The sequence below is a fragment of the Salinibacterium sp. NG22 genome (genome assembly GCF_015864925.1).
Lineage (GTDB): Bacteria > Actinomycetota > Actinomycetes > Actinomycetales > Microbacteriaceae > Rhodoglobus.
In genome coordinates, this window is record NZ_JADYWG010000002.1 from 299,632 (window position 1) to 319,208 (window position 19,577).

Annotated in this window: 18 protein-coding genes; 13 read left to right on the forward strand and 5 right to left on the reverse strand. The window is 63.2% G+C overall.

The genetic code is table 11. The annotated features are described in order from the left end of the window. Positions 1 to 85 precede the first annotated feature (85 nt). The 4 genes from I6E81_RS11050 (at position 86) to I6E81_RS11065 (ending at position 4,365) form a co-directional block, all read left to right on the forward strand. Complete coding sequence (locus I6E81_RS11050) at positions 86 to 661, forward strand: TetR/AcrR family transcriptional regulator (RefSeq protein ID WP_231600030.1); 576 nt, start codon at positions 86 to 88, stop codon at positions 659 to 661. A 66-nt stretch (positions 662 to 727) separates the two neighbouring features. Then, a complete protein-coding gene (locus I6E81_RS11055; protein ID WP_197107581.1) occupies positions 728 to 2,413 on the forward strand; it encodes a dolichyl-phosphate-mannose--protein mannosyltransferase in 1,686 nt (561 codons plus the stop codon). 72 nt (positions 2,414 to 2,485) lie between these two features. Further along, on the forward strand, positions 2,486 to 3,790 hold the full coding sequence (locus I6E81_RS11060) for an O-acetylhomoserine aminocarboxypropyltransferase/cysteine synthase family protein (protein ID WP_197107583.1): 1,305 nt from the start codon (positions 2,486 to 2,488) through the stop codon (positions 3,788 to 3,790). 2 nt (positions 3,791 to 3,792) lie between these two features. After that, the gene (locus I6E81_RS11065; protein ID WP_197107585.1) at positions 3,793 to 4,365 is read left to right on the forward strand and encodes a CoA-binding protein; all 573 of its coding nucleotides are present in this window, start codon (positions 3,793 to 3,795) and stop codon (positions 4,363 to 4,365) included. Positions 4,366 to 4,377: 12 nt separating this feature from the next. Here the strand turns inward: I6E81_RS11065 and I6E81_RS11070 are convergent, their stop codons facing one another. Further along, the gene (locus tag I6E81_RS11070; RefSeq protein WP_197107587.1) at positions 4,378 to 5,142 is read right to left on the reverse strand and encodes a FadR/GntR family transcriptional regulator; all 765 of its coding nucleotides are present in this window, start codon (positions 5,140 to 5,142) and stop codon (positions 4,378 to 4,380) included. A gap of 213 nt (positions 5,143 to 5,355) precedes the next feature. Here I6E81_RS11070 and I6E81_RS11075 point away from each other — a divergent pair, with 213 nt between their 5' ends. The 8 genes from I6E81_RS11075 to I6E81_RS11110 all read left to right on the forward strand — a co-directional run bounded on the left by I6E81_RS11075 (position 5,356) and on the right by I6E81_RS11110 (position 14,710). Next, positions 5,356 to 6,867, forward strand: a complete 1,512-nt coding sequence (locus I6E81_RS11075; RefSeq protein WP_197107589.1) for an ABC transporter substrate-binding protein — start codon at positions 5,356 to 5,358, stop codon at positions 6,865 to 6,867. Between the two features lie 113 nt (positions 6,868 to 6,980). Beyond that, a complete protein-coding gene (locus tag I6E81_RS11080; RefSeq protein ID WP_197107591.1) occupies positions 6,981 to 7,928 on the forward strand; it encodes an ABC transporter permease in 948 nt (315 codons plus the stop codon). Continuing rightward, positions 7,925 to 8,803: an ABC transporter permease gene (locus I6E81_RS11085; RefSeq protein WP_197107593.1), complete on the forward strand. Its 879-nt coding sequence runs from the start codon at positions 7,925 to 7,927 to the stop codon at positions 8,801 to 8,803. Before I6E81_RS11080 ends, I6E81_RS11085 begins: the two co-directional genes overlap by 4 nt. Beyond that, complete coding sequence (locus tag I6E81_RS11090) at positions 8,800 to 10,623, forward strand: ABC transporter ATP-binding protein (RefSeq protein ID WP_197107595.1); 1,824 nt, start codon at positions 8,800 to 8,802, stop codon at positions 10,621 to 10,623. The genes I6E81_RS11085 and I6E81_RS11090 overlap by 4 nt, the downstream gene beginning before the upstream one ends. Beyond that, complete coding sequence (locus I6E81_RS11095) at positions 10,620 to 11,681, forward strand: P1 family peptidase (RefSeq protein ID WP_197107597.1); 1,062 nt, start codon at positions 10,620 to 10,622, stop codon at positions 11,679 to 11,681. Before I6E81_RS11090 ends, I6E81_RS11095 begins: the two co-directional genes overlap by 4 nt. Then, entirely contained in the window at positions 11,678 to 13,108 is a 1,431-nt protein-coding gene (locus I6E81_RS11100; RefSeq protein WP_197107599.1) for an amidase, read from the forward strand. The genes I6E81_RS11095 and I6E81_RS11100 overlap by 4 nt, the downstream gene beginning before the upstream one ends. Next, on the forward strand, positions 13,105 to 14,334 hold the full coding sequence (locus I6E81_RS11105; RefSeq protein ID WP_197107600.1) for a CynX/NimT family MFS transporter: 1,230 nt from the start codon (positions 13,105 to 13,107) through the stop codon (positions 14,332 to 14,334). The genes I6E81_RS11100 and I6E81_RS11105 overlap by 4 nt, the downstream gene beginning before the upstream one ends. Positions 14,335 to 14,365: 31 nt before the next feature. After that, complete coding sequence (locus I6E81_RS11110) at positions 14,366 to 14,710, forward strand: HNH endonuclease (RefSeq protein WP_197107610.1); 345 nt, start codon at positions 14,366 to 14,368, stop codon at positions 14,708 to 14,710. A gap of 25 nt (positions 14,711 to 14,735) precedes the next feature. On the opposite strand, the gene I6E81_RS11115 is transcribed toward I6E81_RS11110, so the two are convergent. Continuing rightward, on the reverse strand, positions 14,736 to 16,676 hold the full coding sequence (locus tag I6E81_RS11115; protein ID WP_197107620.1) for a thioredoxin domain-containing protein: 1,941 nt from the start codon (positions 16,674 to 16,676) through the stop codon (positions 14,736 to 14,738). Between the two features lie 11 nt (positions 16,677 to 16,687). Between I6E81_RS11115 and I6E81_RS11120 the strand changes: the two genes are divergently transcribed. Beyond that, positions 16,688 to 17,461: an MBL fold metallo-hydrolase gene (locus tag I6E81_RS11120; RefSeq protein WP_197107622.1), complete on the forward strand. Its 774-nt coding sequence runs from the start codon at positions 16,688 to 16,690 to the stop codon at positions 17,459 to 17,461. 98 nt (positions 17,462 to 17,559) lie between these two features. Here I6E81_RS11120 and I6E81_RS11125 read toward each other — a convergent pair whose 3' ends face one another. The 3 genes from I6E81_RS11125 to I6E81_RS11135 form a co-directional block, all read right to left on the reverse strand. Beyond that, positions 17,560 to 17,808 carry a hypothetical protein gene (locus tag I6E81_RS11125; RefSeq protein WP_197107624.1) on the reverse strand — a complete coding sequence of 83 codons (249 nt, stop codon included), beginning with the start codon at positions 17,806 to 17,808 and terminating at the stop codon, positions 17,560 to 17,562. A gap of 87 nt (positions 17,809 to 17,895) precedes the next feature. Beyond that, on the reverse strand, positions 17,896 to 19,017 hold the full coding sequence (locus I6E81_RS11130; protein WP_197107632.1) for an RHS repeat-associated core domain-containing protein: 1,122 nt from the start codon (positions 19,015 to 19,017) through the stop codon (positions 17,896 to 17,898). A gap of 29 nt (positions 19,018 to 19,046) precedes the next feature. Then, entirely contained in the window at positions 19,047 to 19,361 is a 315-nt protein-coding gene (locus I6E81_RS11135; RefSeq protein WP_197107634.1) for a hypothetical protein, read from the reverse strand. Between the last annotated feature and the right edge of the window lie 216 nt (positions 19,362 to 19,577).

Consider the following 19,577-nt stretch of genomic DNA (forward strand, 5'->3'; position numbering starts at 1 on the left):
GGCCATCGTATTCGTCTTCAACGAGTTTTCCAACAACTGTCGGAAAACTCACATTCGCGGTGAGATTGTCTGCCAGAATCAAAGAATGGATGTGCGCGTAGAACGAACAAGACAGAGCCTGCAACAGGCACTCTTCGCCCTCACCCAAGAACGCGCCTTCGACGAAGTAACCGTCAGCGACATCGCCGAACGCGCCGGCGTCAACCGCAGCAGCTTCTACCAGCACTACGCCGACAAAGAGACCCTGTTGGCCTTCGCCATCGAAGCCGCGGCGGATGAGGCCGGCGTTCAACTCGCCGACCTCGACCCCGAAAGCGCCACAGCCCCACCCGCGCTCAGCAACTATCTCGGCCACATCGATGCCAATGCGGCGGTCTACTCGAGCGTTTTAGGTCCACGAGGTTCAGCCCTCGTCGCCTCGCGCATGCGCACCCGGCTCAAACAGATCGTGCGCGAAGGAATCATCAACCACGGCAGCGACCAGCTGGAAGGCATCGCCCTCGACATTGAAAGTGCCAGCATCACCGGCGCAACCTTCGGCATCATCGAAGCGTGGCTCGCCATGGAACCGCGCCCATCGGCCGAGACCGCAGTGACCTGGATCTGGCAGTCCTTCGGAACTCCGAGTGGGCGCTGGGACGAAATCTTTCCCGCGAGCTAGCGTCGACTCCCCCAGAACACTGGGCTCCGGTCTGCAGCGCATGGTTTCCCTCAGTACCATTGCGGGGTGAGCCAGACGAACCCGCGCGACTTCGACGACATCCTGTCGAACGAGTCGCCGGCACGTGCGTCTGAGATTTCGGACGGCTCAGAGGCTTCGGATTCTTCAGCACCCCCTGGCCGCCACTATGCCGCCGACGAAGGCTCGGGTCTCGACGATTGGTGGGCGGCGAGAAGTCCGCTGACCCGGCGCTGGCTCGGCTGGGCTGGGCCGGCGATTGTGGTGCTGATCGCGGCAATCACGCGACTGGTTGGCCTCGGGCATCCGTCGTCGCTGGTGTTTGACGAGACCTTCTATGTGAAGGATTCGTGGACGCTCGTGAACCTCGGCTACGAGGCACAGTGGCCAGCCGAAGCCGACGCCCTGTTCAACAGTGGCAAGGTCAACATCTTTCTGAATGACCCGTCGTTTGTGGTGCATCCGCCGCTCGGCAAGTGGCTGATCGGGTTGGGCATGCTGCCGGGCGGAGGCGAAGATCCCTTTGGCTGGCGCATCGCGACCGCCATTGTCGGCATTCTCGCGGTCGTGGTGCTCATGCTGATCGCCAAGAAACTGTTTGGCTCCACGCTATTGGCGACTCTCGCCGGGCTCTTGATGGCGATCGATGGCAACGCGATTGTCATGAGTCGGGTCGCGCTGCTCGACAACTTTGTGATGATCTTCGCCCTGCTCGGGGTCGGTGCGATGCTGCTGGATCGCGAGCATTCAGCCACCCGGCTGGCGCTGTGGATCAGTCGCCGTGGGCTCCGCGGCGCGAGCACCGAATGGGGTCCTGCGCTGTGGTGGCGGCCCTGGCTCATTCTCGCCGCCGTCGCCTTCGGGCTTGCTGCCGCCGTCAAATGGAATGGTCTCTATTTTTTGGCCGCCTTCGCCGTCTACAGCCTGGTAGTGGATGCTCTGGCGCGCCGCAGCGCCGGCATCAGCTTCTGGGGCTCCGGCACTCTCTTCAAGCAAGCCCCCGTCAGCTTCCTGCTGACCGTGCCGATTGCGCTGCTCGTGTACCTCAGCACGTGGACCGCCTGGTTCCTCAGCGACAACAGCTACGACCGCAACTGGGCCGAAAACGACGGCAACGCGTGGACAGGTTTCTTCAGCTGGGTGCCGCTCGACCTGCAAAGCCTGTGGCACTTTCAGTCGAGCGTCTACAGCTACCACGTGGGCGAAAGCCGACCACATCCGTATCAAGCAAACCCGCTGACCTGGCTGCTGCTCATCCGCCCCACGAGCATGTTCTACGAAAACTTGTCCCGCGGCGACGACGGCTGTCTCGCGGATGCCTGCGGCGCCTCCATCTCTGGAATCGCCAACCCCATCATCTGGTGGGCTGCGACCGCGGCCATGCTGTATCTCGTGTACCGACTGGTGCGCTACCGCCAGTGGCAGACCGGCTTCATTCTGATGGGCATCGCCGCCGGCTACCTGCCGTGGTTGCTCTACCTGAACCGCACCGTGTTCCAGTTCTACACAATCGTGTTCGAGCCGTACCTGATCCTGGCGCTCGTGGCCGCACTCGGGGTGATCATCGGCAGTCGCGACGACGATCGCTATCGACGCACGAGCGGGCTCGGCGTCGTCGCCGTCTTTGTCGTCGTCGCCATCGCGGTCAGCGTGTTCTTCTGGCCGCTCTGGACCGGCCAAACCATCGACTACGACCTGCTGCGGCTGCGCTGGTGGCTGCCGACGTGGATCTAGACCGACCACTTTCGTGGCGTTCTGTTACGTCGAAAGACCGCTGGCGGCATCCGTTCTCTGTAGCCTGAAGCCATGGCTGATCGCGACTATGGTTTCCGCACGCGTGCAATTCACGCGGGCAACATCCCTGATGCGGCGACGGGCGCTCGCGCTCTGCCGATCTATCAGACCAGCGCCTACGTCTTTGATGACACCGCGGATGCCGCAGCCCGCTTCGCTCTGCAGAAGTACGGCAACATCTATTCCCGGCTGGCCAACCCCACCGTCGCCAGCTTTGAGGAACGCGTGGCTTCGCTTGAGGGCGGCCTCGGCGCTGTGGCCACCGGCAGCGGACTGAGCGCGCAATTCATCACGTTCGCGGCGCTCGCGGGTGCAGGCGATCACATTGTCTCGAGTGCCAACCTCTATGGCGGCTCGATTACGCAGTTGGATGTCACGCTGCGCCGTTTCGGGGTCGAGACCTCGTTTGTGCGCTCCTCCGACCCTGCCGACTATGCGGCGGCGATCACCCCGAAGACGAAGCTGATCTTTGCGGAGACCATCGCGAATCCCTCCGGCGAGATCGCGGACATTGAGGGACTCGCTGAGGTCGCGCACGCCCACAACATTCCGCTCGTTATCGACTCGACGGTCGCGACCCCGTACTTGAGCCGCCCGATCGAGTGGGGCGCCGATATCGTCACTCACTCGGCCACCAAGTTTCTCGGCGGTGCCGGCACCACCCTCGGCGGTGTCGTCGTCGAGAGTGGTCGTTTCGATTGGGCCAACGAGCACTTCCCCCTCTTCGATGAGCCTGTTCCCAGTTATGGCGGCCTCAACTGGAGCGGCAACTTTGGCGAATACGCCTTCCTCACTCGATTGCGCGCTGAGCAGTTGCGCGACATCGGGCCCGCCCTTGCGCCGCACTCGGCCTGGTTGCTCGCGACCGGTGTTGAGACTCTGCCTTTCCGGATGCAAGCCCACGTCGACAACGCCCGCATCGTTGCCGAGTGGCTCGAAGCCGACCCGCGCATCGAAACCGTGTACTGGGCTGGCCTGCCGGGGCATCCGCATTTCGACCGCGCGCAGAAGTATTTGCCCAAGGGTGCCGGTTCGGTCTTCTCCTTCGAGGTTCGCGGCACGGGAACGCAGAACAGTCGAGCCGTCGGTCAGAAGTTCATCGAAAGCGTCGAGCTGGCCAGCCACCTGGCCAACATTGGTGACGCAAAAACGCTCGTGATTCATCCCGCGTCAACGACGCACGCGCAGCTCACCGAGCAGCAACTCATCGACGGCGGCGTATTGCCCGGCGTTGTGCGCATCAGCGTCGGAATCGAAGACCCAGAAGACATCATCGCCGATCTCGATCAGGCATTGACCACCGCAGTGAAGGGCTAAGGATGCCGACAGAAGAAGTGCAGACCACCCAGCTCAGCAATGGGCTCACGTGCGATCTGCCCGCCAGTTCCCCGCTCGCCAAGTCGCTGAAATCGCAGCGTACCTGGGTGGGACCGGATGCCAAAAAACGAGCGGCGATCCTCCGCGCGGCGAAGTCAATTGCGATTGTGGGGGCCTCCCCCAGTCCCTCACGGTCGAGCTACTTCGTGGGCACGTACCTGCTGCAGTCGACCGACTACCGGGTGTATTTCGTGAACCCCAACGCTGACACGATTCTGGGCCAGAAGGCTTACCCCGACCTTGCGTCACTGCCCGAAGTGCCCGACATCGTCGACGTGTTTCGCAAAGCCAGCGACATCCCCGCCGTCATCGAGGACGTACTCGCGATCGGCGCAACGACTGTGTGGGTGCAGCTCGGAATCTGGAATGAAGAAGCCGCCGTCTACGCCGAATCGCAGGGGCTCACCATCGTCATGGACCGTTGCCTTAAGGTCGAGCACGCACGCTTCAACGGTGGCCTCAACCTCATGGGTTTCGACACCGGGGTTATCTCGTCGCGTCGCGCGGGGCGCTAGCCTCACGGGGCGTTACTCGCTCGGCACTCCCAGCAGGGCAAGGCCGTTGCGATCGCCGTGCTCGATCATGTCGCCGTAGTACTCAATAACGAAGGTGCGGGCGAGCTGCCCAGCCCGAGCGCCATCCTGGGCTTCGATGGCGTTGAAGATTTCGTAGTCATGGGCGAGCGACAGCTTCATTTGCGCGCCGGAGTCTGGCGCACTGTTGATGCGGTCGTTCACCAGATCAACGAGCGCGCCGCGGGCGGCATCACCGCAAATCTGCATGAGTTGGTTGTGGCTTGCCTCCCACACCGTGGCGTGGAATTCGACATCTGCTTGGCTAAACGCCGCTGAGCCGCCGGCGATGCTCGACTCCATGGCTTCCACCGCGGTGCGCATTACTTCGAGCTGCTCCGGTGTGCGATGTTCGGCAGCCAGGGTGCAGGATGCCCCTTCGAGCATGACGCGGAATTCAACCAGCTCAGTGAGCTGGATTGTGCCGCTGCGCACCAAGCGGTTCATCGCTTTATGCAGCGTTGCCGGTGATGCTTGGAGGATCTCTGGCCCGCGAGGATCGCCGGGCCGTGAGCGCACCAGCCCACCGCTTTCGAGCACACGAAGGGCTTCGCGCACGGTCGCGCGGCTCACAGCGAAGGTGCCCATCAGGTCTCGTTCGCTCGGCAGACGATCTCCGGGGTTGAGTTGACGCGTGGCGATCGCTTGCTCGATCTGTTCCACGATCGCTTCATACGCGCGCACAGGCTTGACGGCGACGAACTCAGTTTTGTCAGTCATCTACTTTCCTTTTGCACATCATTGTTGCCGATTTTTAATCATTTCGCGCCCCGTGTTGACGACCCTCGTGGAGCGTGCAACACTATCGGACACGTCCCAAGTGTACTGGTCAGACCAGTTGTTTCGGGCCGTTATCCATCACATTTCAACCCCGTTTCGCACCACTCCCTTTCCCGCAATAAATCGGAAACAAACCAAGGAGATTGTCAAGACATGAGGTCCTTTACCCGGCGGAAATCCCTCGCCATCACCGCAACCGCAATGGTTGCTTCCCTCGCACTCGTCGGATGTTCAGCCGCCGACGATTCCAGCGATGCTGCCGCAAGCACCGAGCTTGTTGTCGGCCTGCTTGCTTCCCCGGCAAGCCTCGACTACTCGACCACCGGCGGTGCCGCGATCCCGCAGGCACTGCTTTACAACGTCTACGAAGGCCTCGTCAAAATCGACAACGCCGGCGACATCCAGCCGCTGCTCGCTGAGTCCTACTCGGTCAGCGACGATGGACTCGTCTACACGTTCCTGCTCCACGAAGGCGTGACCTTCTCCAACGGTTCGCCCTTCACCGCCGAGAGCGTCAAGTTCAGCCTCGAACGCGTCGCCGACAACTGGACCGCTAACGGCCCTGGCTACCTCGACCCCATCGCATCCGTCGATGTTGTCTCCGACACCGAGGTCACGATCACGCTCAGCACTCCGAGCAACAGCTGGCTCTTCAACATGGCCGGCCCGGTCGGAACCATGTTCAGCCCGGACGGCATCGATGACCTCGCCACCGACCCGGTCGGCACCGGCCCCTACGACGTGAGCGAATTCACCTCAGGCACCAGCCTCGAGCTGACCGAGCGTGACGACTACTGGGGTGAAGCACCCTTCATGAGCGACGTCACGTTCAACTACTACGCCGACGCCACAGCACAGACCAACGCCCTGCTCGGTGGAGATATCGACCTCATCTCCGCCCTCACCGCGTACCAGCTCATCGGTCAGTTCGAATCGGATGACGACTTTGCCGTCTACGAGGGAACATCAACCGGCGAGACCACGATGACCTTGAACAACCAGAGCGACGCCTTCAGCGACGTTCGCGTTCGTCAAGCCGTCATGTACGCCGTCGACCGCCAGGCCGTGCTCGACACCGTGAACAGCGGCTACGGTTCGATCATCGGCTCGATGGTTCCGCCGACTGACCCCTGGTTCGATGACTCACTCGTTGACCTCTACCCCTACGACCCCGCCAAGGCAGAAGCACTTTTGGCCGAAGCAGGCGTCAGTGACCTCACCGTTTCGATGAAGCTCCCCAACCTGCCCTACGCGGTGGATGCCGGACAGGTCGTCAAGGATCAGCTCGCGCAGGTCGGCATCACCGCCGACGTCACCACACTGGAGTTCCCCGCAGTCTGGCTCGACGAGGTCTTCACCAACCACGATTACGACATCTCGATCATCGCTCACACCGAACCGCGCGATGTCAGCGCATTTGCGGCGCCAACCTACTACGCGGGATACGACAACCCCGAAGTAATGGCACTGTTCGCTGAAGCTGACGCGAGCGACGAAGAAACCTTCGTCGAGTTGATGAAGGAAGCCACCGCGACCATGGCCGAAGAAGCCGCGGCCGACTGGCTCTTCCTGAACCCGAACGTGACGGCGGCAGACGCTGACCTCACCGGGGTTCCGCTGAACGCGCCGACGTTGTCATTCGACCTGACAACAATCGCACGCTAGAACTAGCCTCACCAGCACCACTCCCCTGACGGGTGGGGCCGGTACGTCACCATCCCTGACGCTCCGGCTCCGCCCGCCAGGCCCCAGATCCATCACTGCGAAAAGGCCCAATCATGTTGTTGACCATCGCCCGCCGAATCGGCATCTTTGCTGCGACTCTGGTGGCGGCATCCATCATCACCTTCCTGATGCTGTCGATCCTCCCCGGCAACGCGGCGCGCGTCGCCCTCGGCATCGACGCCACCGAAGCTCAAGTCGCCGCCCAAGAGCAACTCATGGGCCTCGACCGCCCCCTCTACGCTCAGTTCTTCGACTGGTTCGGACACCTCCTCATCGGCGACTTCGGCACCTCAACGGTGTCGGGTCAAGAAATTGGGCCCCAGATCGGCGACGCTCTTGCCATCACCGGAGTGCTCGTGATCTCGAGCGTGATCCTCGCGCTGCTCTTCGCCATCCCCATGGGCATCCTCTCGGCCGTTCGCCAGAACAAAGCCGACGGCGTGATCATCTCCGGCATCAGCCAGATCGGAATCTCGATCCCCGGCTTTCTCTTCGGAATCCTTCTTGTGGCGCTCTTCGCCGTGAAGCTCAAATGGCTGCCGGCTGGAGGCTGGGACGACCCGGGAGAAGACTTCATTGGCTTTCTCGAGCACCTCATCCTTCCGGCCATCGCGCTCGGCTCGGTGCAGGGCGCAGTGCTCAGCCGCTACGTTCGCTCATCGGTACTCGAGGTGATGCGCGAGGACTTCCTTCGCACCGCCCGCGCCAAGGGCCTCACCCCCAACCGTGCGCTCATGCGACACGGCCTTCGTAACGCCGCCATTCCTGTGATGACCGTGCTCGGCCTTCAAATTGCATCGCTGCTGATTGGCGCCGTCGTCATCGAACGCGTCTTCGCAATCCCCGGCCTCGGCAGCCTCCTGCTCGACAAGGTGGCCCTGCGCGACCTGCCAAGCATCCAAGGAATTGTGATGGTTCTCGTGGCCCTCGTACTGCTGCTCAACCTTCTCATCGACATCGCATACACCATCGTTGACCCCCGACTCCGGAGCGCATCATGACGACAACCACTCCCGCTCCCGCAGCCCCGCGCCTGCGCAAAAACGCCATTCCTTCGGGCAAACGCCGCAACGGCAACCTCGTCGTCGGCATCATCCTGATCGGGCTCATCGTCTTCGCCGCCGTGCTCTCCGCGTTCTGGACTCCGTTCGACCCCGAAGGTGTCTTTCCCGGAGAACTTCTGCTTCCACCCGGTGCCGAGCACCTCCTCGGCACCGACAACTTCGGGCGTGACGTGCTCAGCTCGATCCTTCGTGGCGCCCAAATTTCACTGATCGTCGGAATCGTCGCCGTCGGCATTGCGGCTGTACTCGGAGTTCCTTTCGGAATCGTCGCTGGCATGAACCCAGGACGACTCGACCAGTTCATGATGCGCGGCAACGACATCCTGCTCGCCTTCCCCGCCCTGCTGCTCGCCATCATCTTTGGTGCCGTCTTCGGAGCAAACACCACCACCGCGATGGTCGCGCTCGGCATCGGTTCAGCGCCATCCTTCGCCTCAATCGCCCGCAGTGGCACTCAACAGGTGATGAGCCGTGAGTATGTGCAGGCGTCCAAAGCCTCCGGAAAAAACGGCTGGTTTGTGGGCGTAAAGCACGTGCTGCCCAACATCTCCGGAATTCTTATCGTGCAAGCATCCGTCTCCTTCGGCATCGCCGTGCTCGCCGAAGCAGCCCTCTCCTACCTCGGCCTCGGCACCACCCCGCCGACACCGTCCTGGGGCCGCATGCTGCAAGACGCCCAGGGCTACCTCTACGTTCAACCGCTCTTGGTCGTCTGGCCCGGAATCGCGATCGCGATTGCGGTGCTCGGCTTCAACCTCCTCGGTGACGGATTACGCGACCGGCTCGACCCCAGAATGCAGGTAAAACGATGACCACGACAGACTCCCCCATCGAACCGACGCTCAGCGTTCGCAACCTCACCGTCAACTCCGCTTTCGCCGAGCTACTGCACGGCATCAGCTTCGACATCGCCCCCGGTGAGCGCGTCGGACTCATCGGAGAATCCGGTTCTGGCAAGTCGCTGACCGCAACATCCGTTATGGGATTACTGCCCGAGACACTCGCCGCCAATGGCGAGATTCACCTTGCCGGTGGCCACGGAGATCTCGTGCACGCCTCCGAATCCACGTTGAGCCAGTTGCGCGGCAACACCATGGCCATGGTGTTCCAAGAGCCCATGACCGCGCTGAACCCGCTCATGAAAGCTGGCGCGCAAGTCGCCGAAATCATGACGCAGCACGGCACGGTTCCGGCCGGCCAATCGGCCGCCGCCCGCGCCGTTGAGCTGCTGGCGCAAGTGAAGCTACCGAACCCCGCCGAAGCCGCGCTCGCGTTCCCCCACCAGCTCTCGGGTGGTCAACGCCAGCGCGTCATGCTCGCCATGGCCATGGCCAACGACCCCCAGCTGCTGCTGTGCGACGAACCGACCACCGCTCTGGATGTCACGGTGCAGGCAGAAGTGCTGCGCCTGATCGAGGGGCTCGTCACCGAACGCGGCACCTCGCTCCTCTTCATCACCCACGACATCGGAGTGGTCGCCGAAGTCTGCGAGCGCGTACTCGTCATGTACAAGGGCGACATTGTGGAAGACGGAACGGTCGAGCAGGTCATCACCAACCCGCAGCATCCGTATACGAAAGCACTCATCGCCGCGTCGAACCTTTCTGTCGTGGATGAGCGGGGTCGTCTGCACACGATTGCGACCAGTGCGATCACGCTTCCCACCGCTGCCGAGCTCGCCGCTGCGCTGGAGGAGCCTGCTGCTCCGACCGCCCCGGTGGAGCCGACCATCGCCACTCCGGCGTCGGCAAGCACGCTCGATTTCGTGATCCCTCACCAGCGCCGCACCGACCCGGATGAGCGGATCATCTTCAACGAAATCGAGGGCGAACCGCTGATTCGGGTGCGCGACCTCACGCGCCAGTACAAGCGCCGCGGTGGTGGCAAGCTCTTCGGCAAGCCGCCCGTCGTGCACGGTCTGCGCGGGCTTGATTTCGATGTGGCCAAGGGCCAGCGCTTCGGCATCGTCGGCGAATCAGGGTCGGGAAAGTCGACGCTGATGCGCTTGATGTGTGCCCTCGATGAGCCCACCGGCGGCAGCATCACGGTCTCCGGGCAAGAGCTTGCGGGCGCAAAGGAGCGCGAGTTGCGCGACTTCCGCAGCCAAGTGCAGATCGTGTTCCAAGATCCCATGGGGTCGCTCGATCCGCGCATGAAGGTCGAGCAGATCGTGGCTGAGCCACTGCGCGGGGTCAGCCGCGATGAGTCCCGCGAGCGAGTGATTGCCCAGCTGGAATCTGTCGGTTTGGAGGCGGATGTCATGCACCGTCATCCGCACCAGTTCTCCGGCGGTCAGCGCCAGCGCATTTCGATCGCGCGGGCCCTCATCACGCGTCCTCGCGTGTTGGTGGCCGATGAGGCCGTGAGCGCTCTGGATGTTTCGGTGCGCGCACAGGTGCTCAACCTGCTCTCAGACCTAGTCGACGAGTACGCGCTCACGCTGTTGTTCGTCTCCCACGACCTCGGGGTTATCCGGCACGCGTGCGACACCGTTGCGGTGCTGTCGGATGGTCGCATCGTCGAATGCGGCCCGACCGATGACGTCTACGACAATCCCCTTCACCCGTACACCCAGAAGCTCGTGAGTGCGACTCCGTCGATCTCCGAGCTCGCCGGACGGGCCCGCTCGTGAGCGGCGCAGCCGGCGCCGGCCGCCGCGACGTTGGTTCCATTACTGATGTCGACGGCATCCGTGTTGGTCAGGTCAACAAGCAGGGCGATGGTTGGCTCAGCGGCGTGACCGTGGTGTTGCCTGACGCCGACACCATCGGCGGCGTTGATGTGCGCGGCGGTGGCCCCGGCACCCACGAAACCGATGCCCTCGATCCACGCACGCTGGTGCCCACGGTCGATGCAGTTGTACTCACGGGCGGGAGTGCTTTTGGGCTCGCTACGGCCCAGGGCGCTCAGCGCTGGTGTGCCGAGGATGAGCGCGGAATTCTCGTCGGAACTCTCCCCCACGAGGTGGTGCCGATTGTTCCCGCTGCCGCAATTTTTGATCTCGGGCGCGGTGGAGAATTTGGCAATCGCCCTACCGAGCAGATGGGCTACGACGCCGCAGCAGCCGCTGCCGCCAGCCCACCCTTCAGCCCTGTTGAGCGCGGCAACGTCGGTGCTGGCACCGGTGGCGCGCTCGGCGGACTCTACAAGGGCGGCGTCGGCACAGCCTCGGTCACTCTCCCCGGAGACAACGGAGACATCGTCGTCGGGGCAATCGTGGTCGTTAATGCGGTCGGGATGCCGTGGCTTCCTCAGACGGCTGCGTCTACTACCGCAGGCGGTAAAGCTGCAGCCGCGGCGGCTGGACTCGAGCCGGTGCGTTCGGCATCGCCGCCGCAGGGACTCAACACGACCATCGCTGTAGTCGCGACGAATGCGATTCTCGATCCGGCGGAAGCGTCGCGCACGGCGACGACCGCCCACGATGGGTTCGCTCGGGTGTTGAACCCCGTGCACACGCTTACCGATGGCGACACCATTTTTGTGCTCGCTACGTCCAAAAAGGAACTGGCCGGCGATGACCGCAGCGGCCGCGTAGCGTCGCTCTTCGCTCTGCAAACCGCAGCGGCCGAAGCCATGCGTCTCGCCATCCTGGATGCCATTGATTGCGCTCGCACCGTGACGACCCCGGTAGTGACTCTGGAACGTTTCCCTCTCCCCACTGACCTCGACTGGAGTGTCCTCGCATGACCGCCACCCCCACCGGCAGCACCGCATCGCTGGCAACGCTGACCGCTACTGAACTTGTTTCTCTCTTCGCGAGCCGAGCGATCTCCCCCGTCGAGGTCACCCGCGCTGTGCTCGAGCGAGCGGAAGCCAAGCAGGCTGAGCTGAACTGTTTTTATGCCATCGATGCCGCGGGGGCTACCGCTGCGGCTGAGGCGAGCGAGAAGCGCTGGGCTGCTGGCGAACCGCTGGGCGCCATCGACGGCGTTCCGGCCACGATCAAAGAGAACGTAGCGCTGGCCGGCTTCAGCCAGCCCTCGGGCACGGCAGCGAAGTTCGACGCGCCTCCGGCCACCGCCGACGGCCCTCTCGCGGCCCGCCTCAAAGAATCGGGTGGCGTCATTTTCGGCATCACTGTGATGCCTGATTACGGGATGCTTTCCTCGGGTGTCTCGTCGCTGCACGGCATCACCCGCAGCCCCTGGAACCCCGCGTGGACTGTTGGTGGTTCCAGTGGTGGAGCCGGTGCTGCAGCGGCGGCGGGCGTTGGCCCGCTGCATTCCGGTTCTGACATCGGCGGATCACTGCGCCTTCCGGCAACGTGGCTCGGGCTTGTCACGCTCAAGCCCAGCTCGGGACGCGTCGCCGTCGATCCGCCCTACATGGGTCGCGTCGCTGGCCCCCTCACCCGCACGGTCGATGACGCTGCCCTCATGATGAGCGTGATGACGCGACCCGATATTCGTGACTACACGAGCCTCGGCCAGCAAGATCTCGACTGGAGCGACATCCACTATCCCGACCTTGAGGCTGCGATGCGCGGCAAGAAGGTCGCCTTCCACTTGGAGGGTGGCGCTGGCTTGCCGACCGACCCTGAGGTCGCCGCTGCGATTCAGGATGCCGTCAGCCACTTTGCTGCCGCCGGTGCCGAGATCACCGAGATAGCTCCGCCCATGACCGAGGAGTATCTCGATGACCTCGACATGTTCTTGCGGGTGCGTTCGCTCGGAGACTTCGAGGCGTTGAGCCCGGAGCGTCAAGCGATGGTGCTGCCGTTCATCCAAGACTGGGTTCTCGCCGGTCGGGGAGTCACGGGCGTTGAATCACTGCGTCATTACCAAACGATTCAGTCGATGCGTGACAGCACGGTGCGTTCCACCGCGCCCTACGATCTGGTGCTGTCGGCAGCATCGCCCGTCGCGGCGTTCCCTGCCGAGTGGCCGATGCCCAGCAATGATGCCGCAACCTCGCTGCACCACATTGCCTACACGGCGCCCTACAACTTCTCGGAACAGCCAGCATCGACGCTCAACTGCGGCTTCACCGCCGACGGTCGCCCGATCGGACTACAGATCGCCGGGCGCCGCTATGACGACCTCGAAGTCATGCGCGCCAGCCACTGGTACGAGCAGACCCGCCCGTCCACCGCCGCCCCGGCTTGGCCACTGTGAATCGACGCTGGGGCGGCCCCCTCGCCCTGGCCGGCATCCTGCTCGTCGCCCTGAACCTTCGCCCGGCGGTCGCATCGTTGTCGCCGATTATTGTCGCAGTGCAGCGGGACATTTCGCTCGACAGTGTTGCTCTCGGCATCCTCGGTATGCTCGCGCCGGCATGTTTCGCTGTCGCCGGCCTCACGATGCATCTGGTCAGTCGTCGCCTGCACGCGGAGTGGATTCTGCTTGGCGCTCTCGTGGCGATTGTGGGCGGTCAGCTCGTGCGTGCGACGAGCTTCTCCTTCGCGGGCCTCCTCCTGGGTGGCATCTTCGCGTTCCTCGGCATGGGCGTCGCGAACGTTCTTTTGCCTCCGCTGGTCAAGAAGTACTTTCCGCGACGCATCGGGCTCGTCACGTCGCTGTATGTGACGCTTATCTCCGTTGGCGCGCTCGTGCCACCGTTGCTGGCGGTGCCTCTCGCGCAGGCGACGGGCTGGCGTGAGTCGCTCGGCTCGTGGGCACTCATTGGCATGCTGGCGATCATCCCGTGGATCGCACTCGTTGTCGGGCGCCGCAGTCGAGACACCGCCAATGCCGCCTCCACAATCCCGACGCCCCGCATCGGTGGCCTCTGGAAATCGCGGATCGCGTGGGGCGTTTCGCTCATCTTCGCCATCTCCAGCTTCAACGGCTACGCGATGTTCGCGTGGCTGCCCCCCATGCTGGTATCGACCGCGGGCGCCACCGAAACCGAAGCCGGGCAACTTCTCTCGCTGTTCGCGACCATCGGCATCCCTGCCGCGATCCTCGTGCCCTTTATTGCGAACCGGATGCGCGAGCCACTGCTCCTCGTCTACCCGGGCGTTGCCGCCTTCGTTGTCGGGTATCTCGGGCTCATCCTGGCACCGTCGGTCATGACCTGGCTGTGGGTTTCCATCCTCGGAATCGGCACGCTGATCTTTCCGCTGAGCCTGCTGCTGGTCAACCTACGCACCCTCACCTATGAAGGCTCAATCGCGCTCAGCGGTTTCGTGCAGGGAGTCGGCTACGTGCTCGGAGCCCTCGGACCGCTGTCGGTCGGTGTCGTTCACGCCATCTCGGGCAACTGGACGGCGCCCCTCATCGTGCTGCTCGTCGCCTCCGCCGTGGTTGGTGGCGTTGCACTGCTACTGATGACTCCGGGAACTCTAGAGAATCCGGGTGGGGGCTCGCGGCGGTCGCATGCCACGGCGACGTCAGCCTAGGCGGTGGCCAGCGGTGCACTAACTTAGCTCTATGGCTGTAGCGCACACTCGACGGGCGCGCGCTGCACGACGCCGCAAACGTCGTGTCGACGCTGCCGACAACGATCTCACCGCCGAGCAGTGGGAATCGCTCAAGCGCGAGTGGGGCGGCTGCGCGTATTGCACCGCTGCCGATGCTGCGCTTCAAAAAGATTGCGTTCAACCGATCTCCCGCGGCGGCAGCTACACCGTGGGCAACGTCGTGCCCGCCTGCGGCTCCTGCAACGCCAGCAAAAGCAACAGCGAAGTGACGTCGTGGATGCGCCGCAAACGCCTCGATGAACGCGCCTTCCTCACGCAGTACGTGCACGTGCGGCAGGCGCTCGGGATTCTGTAGCTCGCCCGCGTGACGTTGTCGACCGTTAGCTCGCTCCCAGCAATGCTCGCAGCGCAGGTGCATCCGTGAGTGGCAGGCGACACACAAACTCTTCGCACAGATACGCCGTCGGTGCGCCGCCGGTAGCGGTGCGCGCGGCAAACAGCTCGAAACCGGATGCCGCAAACGCGTCCGCCTGAGCCTGCGAGACCGCGACACCAATGCCCCCAGCGCGGTGCAGCCTGCGCGCCAGACTCGTGAGCTCGCCGCTCGTTGCGGCGCTTCCGTCGGAGGTGCCGCCAGCCTCGCTGGCAGGATCACCGGAGTCCGCCGCGCCTGTCTCCTCCGCCGTCACGACGACGAGTTGGCGCAAGGGTGCACCGAGCTCCGACATGAGGGTGAGGGCGGTTCCGAACGAGATCGGTTGCTGGGCTGCGAGTTGGCCGACCAGCTTCATAGAAGCCTCGGCGGCATCCCGATATTGGGCGTCGCCGGTGAGAGCGAAAAGGGTGTGAGCGGCGGCGGCCATGGCGCTGAGGCCGCTGGGGTGGGCTCCGTCGCTGATGTCGGCTTCGGTCGAGAGACCCTGCGCGGCGAGCACGGAATCGCTGCCGCCGGGGAGGCCGAAGGGCGAGCTTCCCGAGCCCGCGGCTCCGGCTGCGAGCGCTCCGTCGACGAGGTCACGGGCCGCGAGCGCGTACCGAACCTCGCCGGTAGCGATCGAGAGCTCGAGCAGACCTTGGGCGAGCATTCCGCTGTCTTCAAGGGTTGCGGCGGCGTCGGAAAGGATGCCATCGATGGAGGTGCGCACGAGGCGCTGCCCCGCACCGCCAACACCGCCCACATGCTCAGCCAGCAAGAAGTCAGCGGCACCGCGAGCCAGCGCGATCCACTCGGTGTTGCCGTGACGAGCGCCGGCGAGGGCGAGAGCTTCGATGACGAGACCGTTCCAGCCGGTGAGGATCTTGTCGTCGCGGGGCGGGGCTTCGACGCGGGCGCGGCTCGCGGCATCCAGCGAATAGTAGAAACCTTCGACGCGTTTGCCGTCGACAGTGCTCTCGGAGTCGAGGCCCGATGCGAATGCTCCAGAGGGCAGCAACAATCGGTCGCGCAAGAACTCGGCGACGCCCGTGGCGATCTCAGCCGAATCGGCGAGCGCGTAGGCGGCGAGCAGTTGGGCGTTGTCGTAGAGCATGCGTTCGTAGTGCGGGTCGGTCCAGTCGGCCTGGGTGGAATAGCGGAAGAAGCCGCCATCGACCGGGTCGCGCAGGGCGGATGCCGCCATCGCCGTCAGCGTGCGGTCGGCGAGGCCGGCTGCCTCGGGCGAGTGTTCGGCGGAGCGGGCACCGCGATCGAGAAGGAACCGCAGCACCGGCGTGACCGGAAATTTGGGGGCGTCGCCGAATCCGCCATGGTCAAGATCTTCGGCGGCCGCGAGCGCGTCAATAACGTCGGCAAAGTCGGTGACGAGTTCGCTCTCCACACCGCGGCTCTGGGCGAGCGCTTGGGCAATCGCAGCACCACTCGTCTCCACTTGCTCACGCCGCGCAGTCCACGCATCCGTCACCGATTCAAGTACTTGCCGGAATGCGGGATGCTGCCCCACCGCGGTCGGCGGCCAGTAGGTGCCGGCAAAGAATGCTCGCCCCGCAGGGGTGACGAACACGTTGAGCGGCCAGCCCAGGTTGGGAGTGAAGGCGGATGCCGCCGCCAAATAGGTGGAGTCCACTTCGGCGTGCTCTTCGCGGTCGACTTTGATCGCCACGAAGTTCTCGTTGAGGTAGGCGGCCAACACGGGGTCGCTGAAGGATTCGCGCGCCATCACGTGACACCAGTGGCACGTGGAGTAGCCGATGGAGACGAGCACGGGCACATCTCGGCGCTCGGCTTCGGCAAAAGCTTCGGCAGACCACTCCCACCAGTCCACCGGATTGGTGGCGTGTGATCTCAGGTACGGGCTCGCAGCAGTTTCCAGACGATTGGGCATAGTCTCAGAGTATGTCGAAGTTGACCGTGACCTACATTGGCGGCCCCACCGCGTTGCTCGAATATGCGGGATTGCGCATCGTGACTGATCCCACATTCGATGCCCCGCAGCTCTACCCCGACGAGGGCGGTGTGCCGCTCACCAAGACGGCGGGTCCGGCGCTGAGCCGAGCGGATGTTGGCGCTGTCGATCTGGTGTTGCTCTCACATCACGAACACCAAGACAACCTCGACTACGAGGGACTCGAACTCCTCGCTACGGGTGTGCTGACGATCAGCACCATGAAGGCGGGCTCTGACCTCTTCGGCGGCGGCGTTCTCGGCCTCGACTCCTGGGAATCCCGCGAAGTCGGCGCCGTGACCGTCACCGCAGTGCCGGCCCTGCATGGCCCTCCCGGCGCAGAAGCCCGCGTCGGCCCGGTCACCGGTTTCGTGCTGCAGGCCGAGGGCGAACCCACCATCTACGTCAGCGGCGACAACGCCTCCCTGCCGCTGGTGCAGCAAATCGCCGACCGCTTCCCCGACATCAGCATCGCCGTGCTCTTCGCGGGTGCTGCCCGCATCGCCGCCGTCAACGGCCCTCTCACTTTGACATCAGCGGATGCCGCAGAAGCCGCCCGCATCTTGGGCGCCACCCATGTGGTCGGCCTCCACACCGAGGGGTGGGAACACTTCACCGAAACCCGCGCCGACCTCGAGGCTGCGTTCGCGGGGACGGGGTTGCTCGTGGAGACGCCGCCAGGGGTTGAGGTGGAGGTTGGGACTAGACGCTTGGCCGGTCTCTGAGCTCTACTTTCGTCGCTAAGCATCAATGGTGGGACACCACAAACCATCTGATTTGCTCGACGAGCGAGCGTCTAACGAGCTGCGGCGAGAGCGCCGGTTCAATTGAACGCTTGGGGGATCTCGATCAGCGGAGAAAAGTCACCCTTGAAAACGTCAAGTTCAAACAAGTCATCGAATTGATCGACGTTCAGCGTGGCGGAAACCCACATTCCATCAGAGTCAAAGAAGGTCACCTCCGCTACTTGCCTCTCAACCCGCTCTTCTACTGCGCGGCCACGTATTGTCAAACTGCCCATGCCACCGTCGTCCATTTCCAAGACGGAAATGTCTGGAAACGTGGCGTTCAAAGCCAAAATTTTGGGCGCTCTCTCCAATAAGGCTCTAATCAGTCGCAATTCACCAGAGGTGGGGGGACGATAGGTTGGTTCCAACGGTCAAACCGCCCTTCTGTTTACAGTGATGCGTCCGACATTTATGACTTGGCTTGATACCCTAAAGGCACTATAAGTCAGGGCTACCCCAGACACAGTGACTCCACCCGAGCGTTGACCAGTAAGGCCTCGAGCAATCGGCCTCAGGTCCGCACGTACGACTTTCGATACTGCTACCCGGCTAAGGCCAACCTTGTCCGTGTGTCGGAATGTGTGATATGTCGCGTTCGGGTTCCCCCCGAACTGTATAGCGGGTGCCCGCGTAGGCAGACCCACCGCTCCAGCAGCAATCAGCGCAACCGACGCCTTCATCGCGTCTTGATGTTCGTATTGCCACCGCGCGGCATCTCGAAGCCACAGCGGTTTACTCGAATCGTTGAACGATGCATACGTTAGGCGATCTACCGCTGCCTGTAATTCAATATCTGCCTGCGATTGCGCTGGAGGCTCCCAACTTACCGTCCCACATTCTGGGTCCCAGGAACACCTCCCACTCAGATCGAGTTCGTTGATCGGGTCTGCCGGATAGTCATAAGCATTCGTCACCCCACCCTCAACAGGGTCAACCTCCAGGAACCTGCCAAGGCCGGCAACATACTGCCTGGCACCCATCTCGATCGTCGCGATCGAACCTTGATGCTCATACAGCTTTCGGTGCTGCCCGACGAACGCGTAATCTACTTCACCCGGCGAAGTGTCCGTGACCGCGTCATCCGCTGTTGTTGTGCCGATGTCGCCGGTGACCGGGTCGATGGGTTGCCCGAACGGATCAAACGCCGCGCGTGCACCAATTCGGATACCGAGGTGGTCGGTGAGGATGATCGAATCACCATGCAGATTCGGGTACGACCACTTCGCATCCGCGCCCACTGGGAGTGACACACTCACCCCGCCCGGCAACGACAGCGTCTCCTCAATCAGACCACCGGCACCATCCAACACACCAAACAGGCCACCCGCAGTGAACGTGTAACGAATAACCTCCGCATCCTCACCCGGAGCGATCGAAGTGCGCTGAACAATCCGCCCCGTCGCATCCCGCACATATTCAATCTCGGTGCCGTCATCCAACACCGTCTTGATGTGCCGATCAGCACCGTCATAGAACAGTTGCTGATCAGCCAACCTGATCGTGTTGCCATGCGCGTCATACGTCAGCGCTGCAGCGCTGCAGCGCCCAGGTTTGTTGACAGCAGAGTGTTTGCCCCAGCCGGAGCACCCGCCACCGCCGTCGACAACAACCGGTCAGACCCGTCGTAACAGTAATCCGTTGTGATCGGAGTGCCGGCATCCTTCACATCCGAGAATGACGTGCGGTTACCGTTACTACCAGCAAGATCACTCGCCCCCACACCACACGCGGTGTCGCCAAAGCCATACGAGAGCACATGCCTCGGGATGACCGCCTCAGTCAAACGACCAGCAGCATCGAACGTGTAAGTCGAGGTTTCCGTGCGCGGATCAGCCACCCACGAATCCGACAGAGTGTTCTGAATGATCCGGCCCGACTGCGACCGCACCGGGATGCAGCGTTGGATTCCTAAGGACTAGACTTCGCTTGTGCCTTACAAGGCCGCCCGCTGCCTCGAGATCGGGCTTCTCAGCCCCGGAAACTGTGTCAGCTTTTGCGACGCGGCGTCACGGACGGTCACCACGATACGTTTTCGAAGCCGTTCGCAGCACGA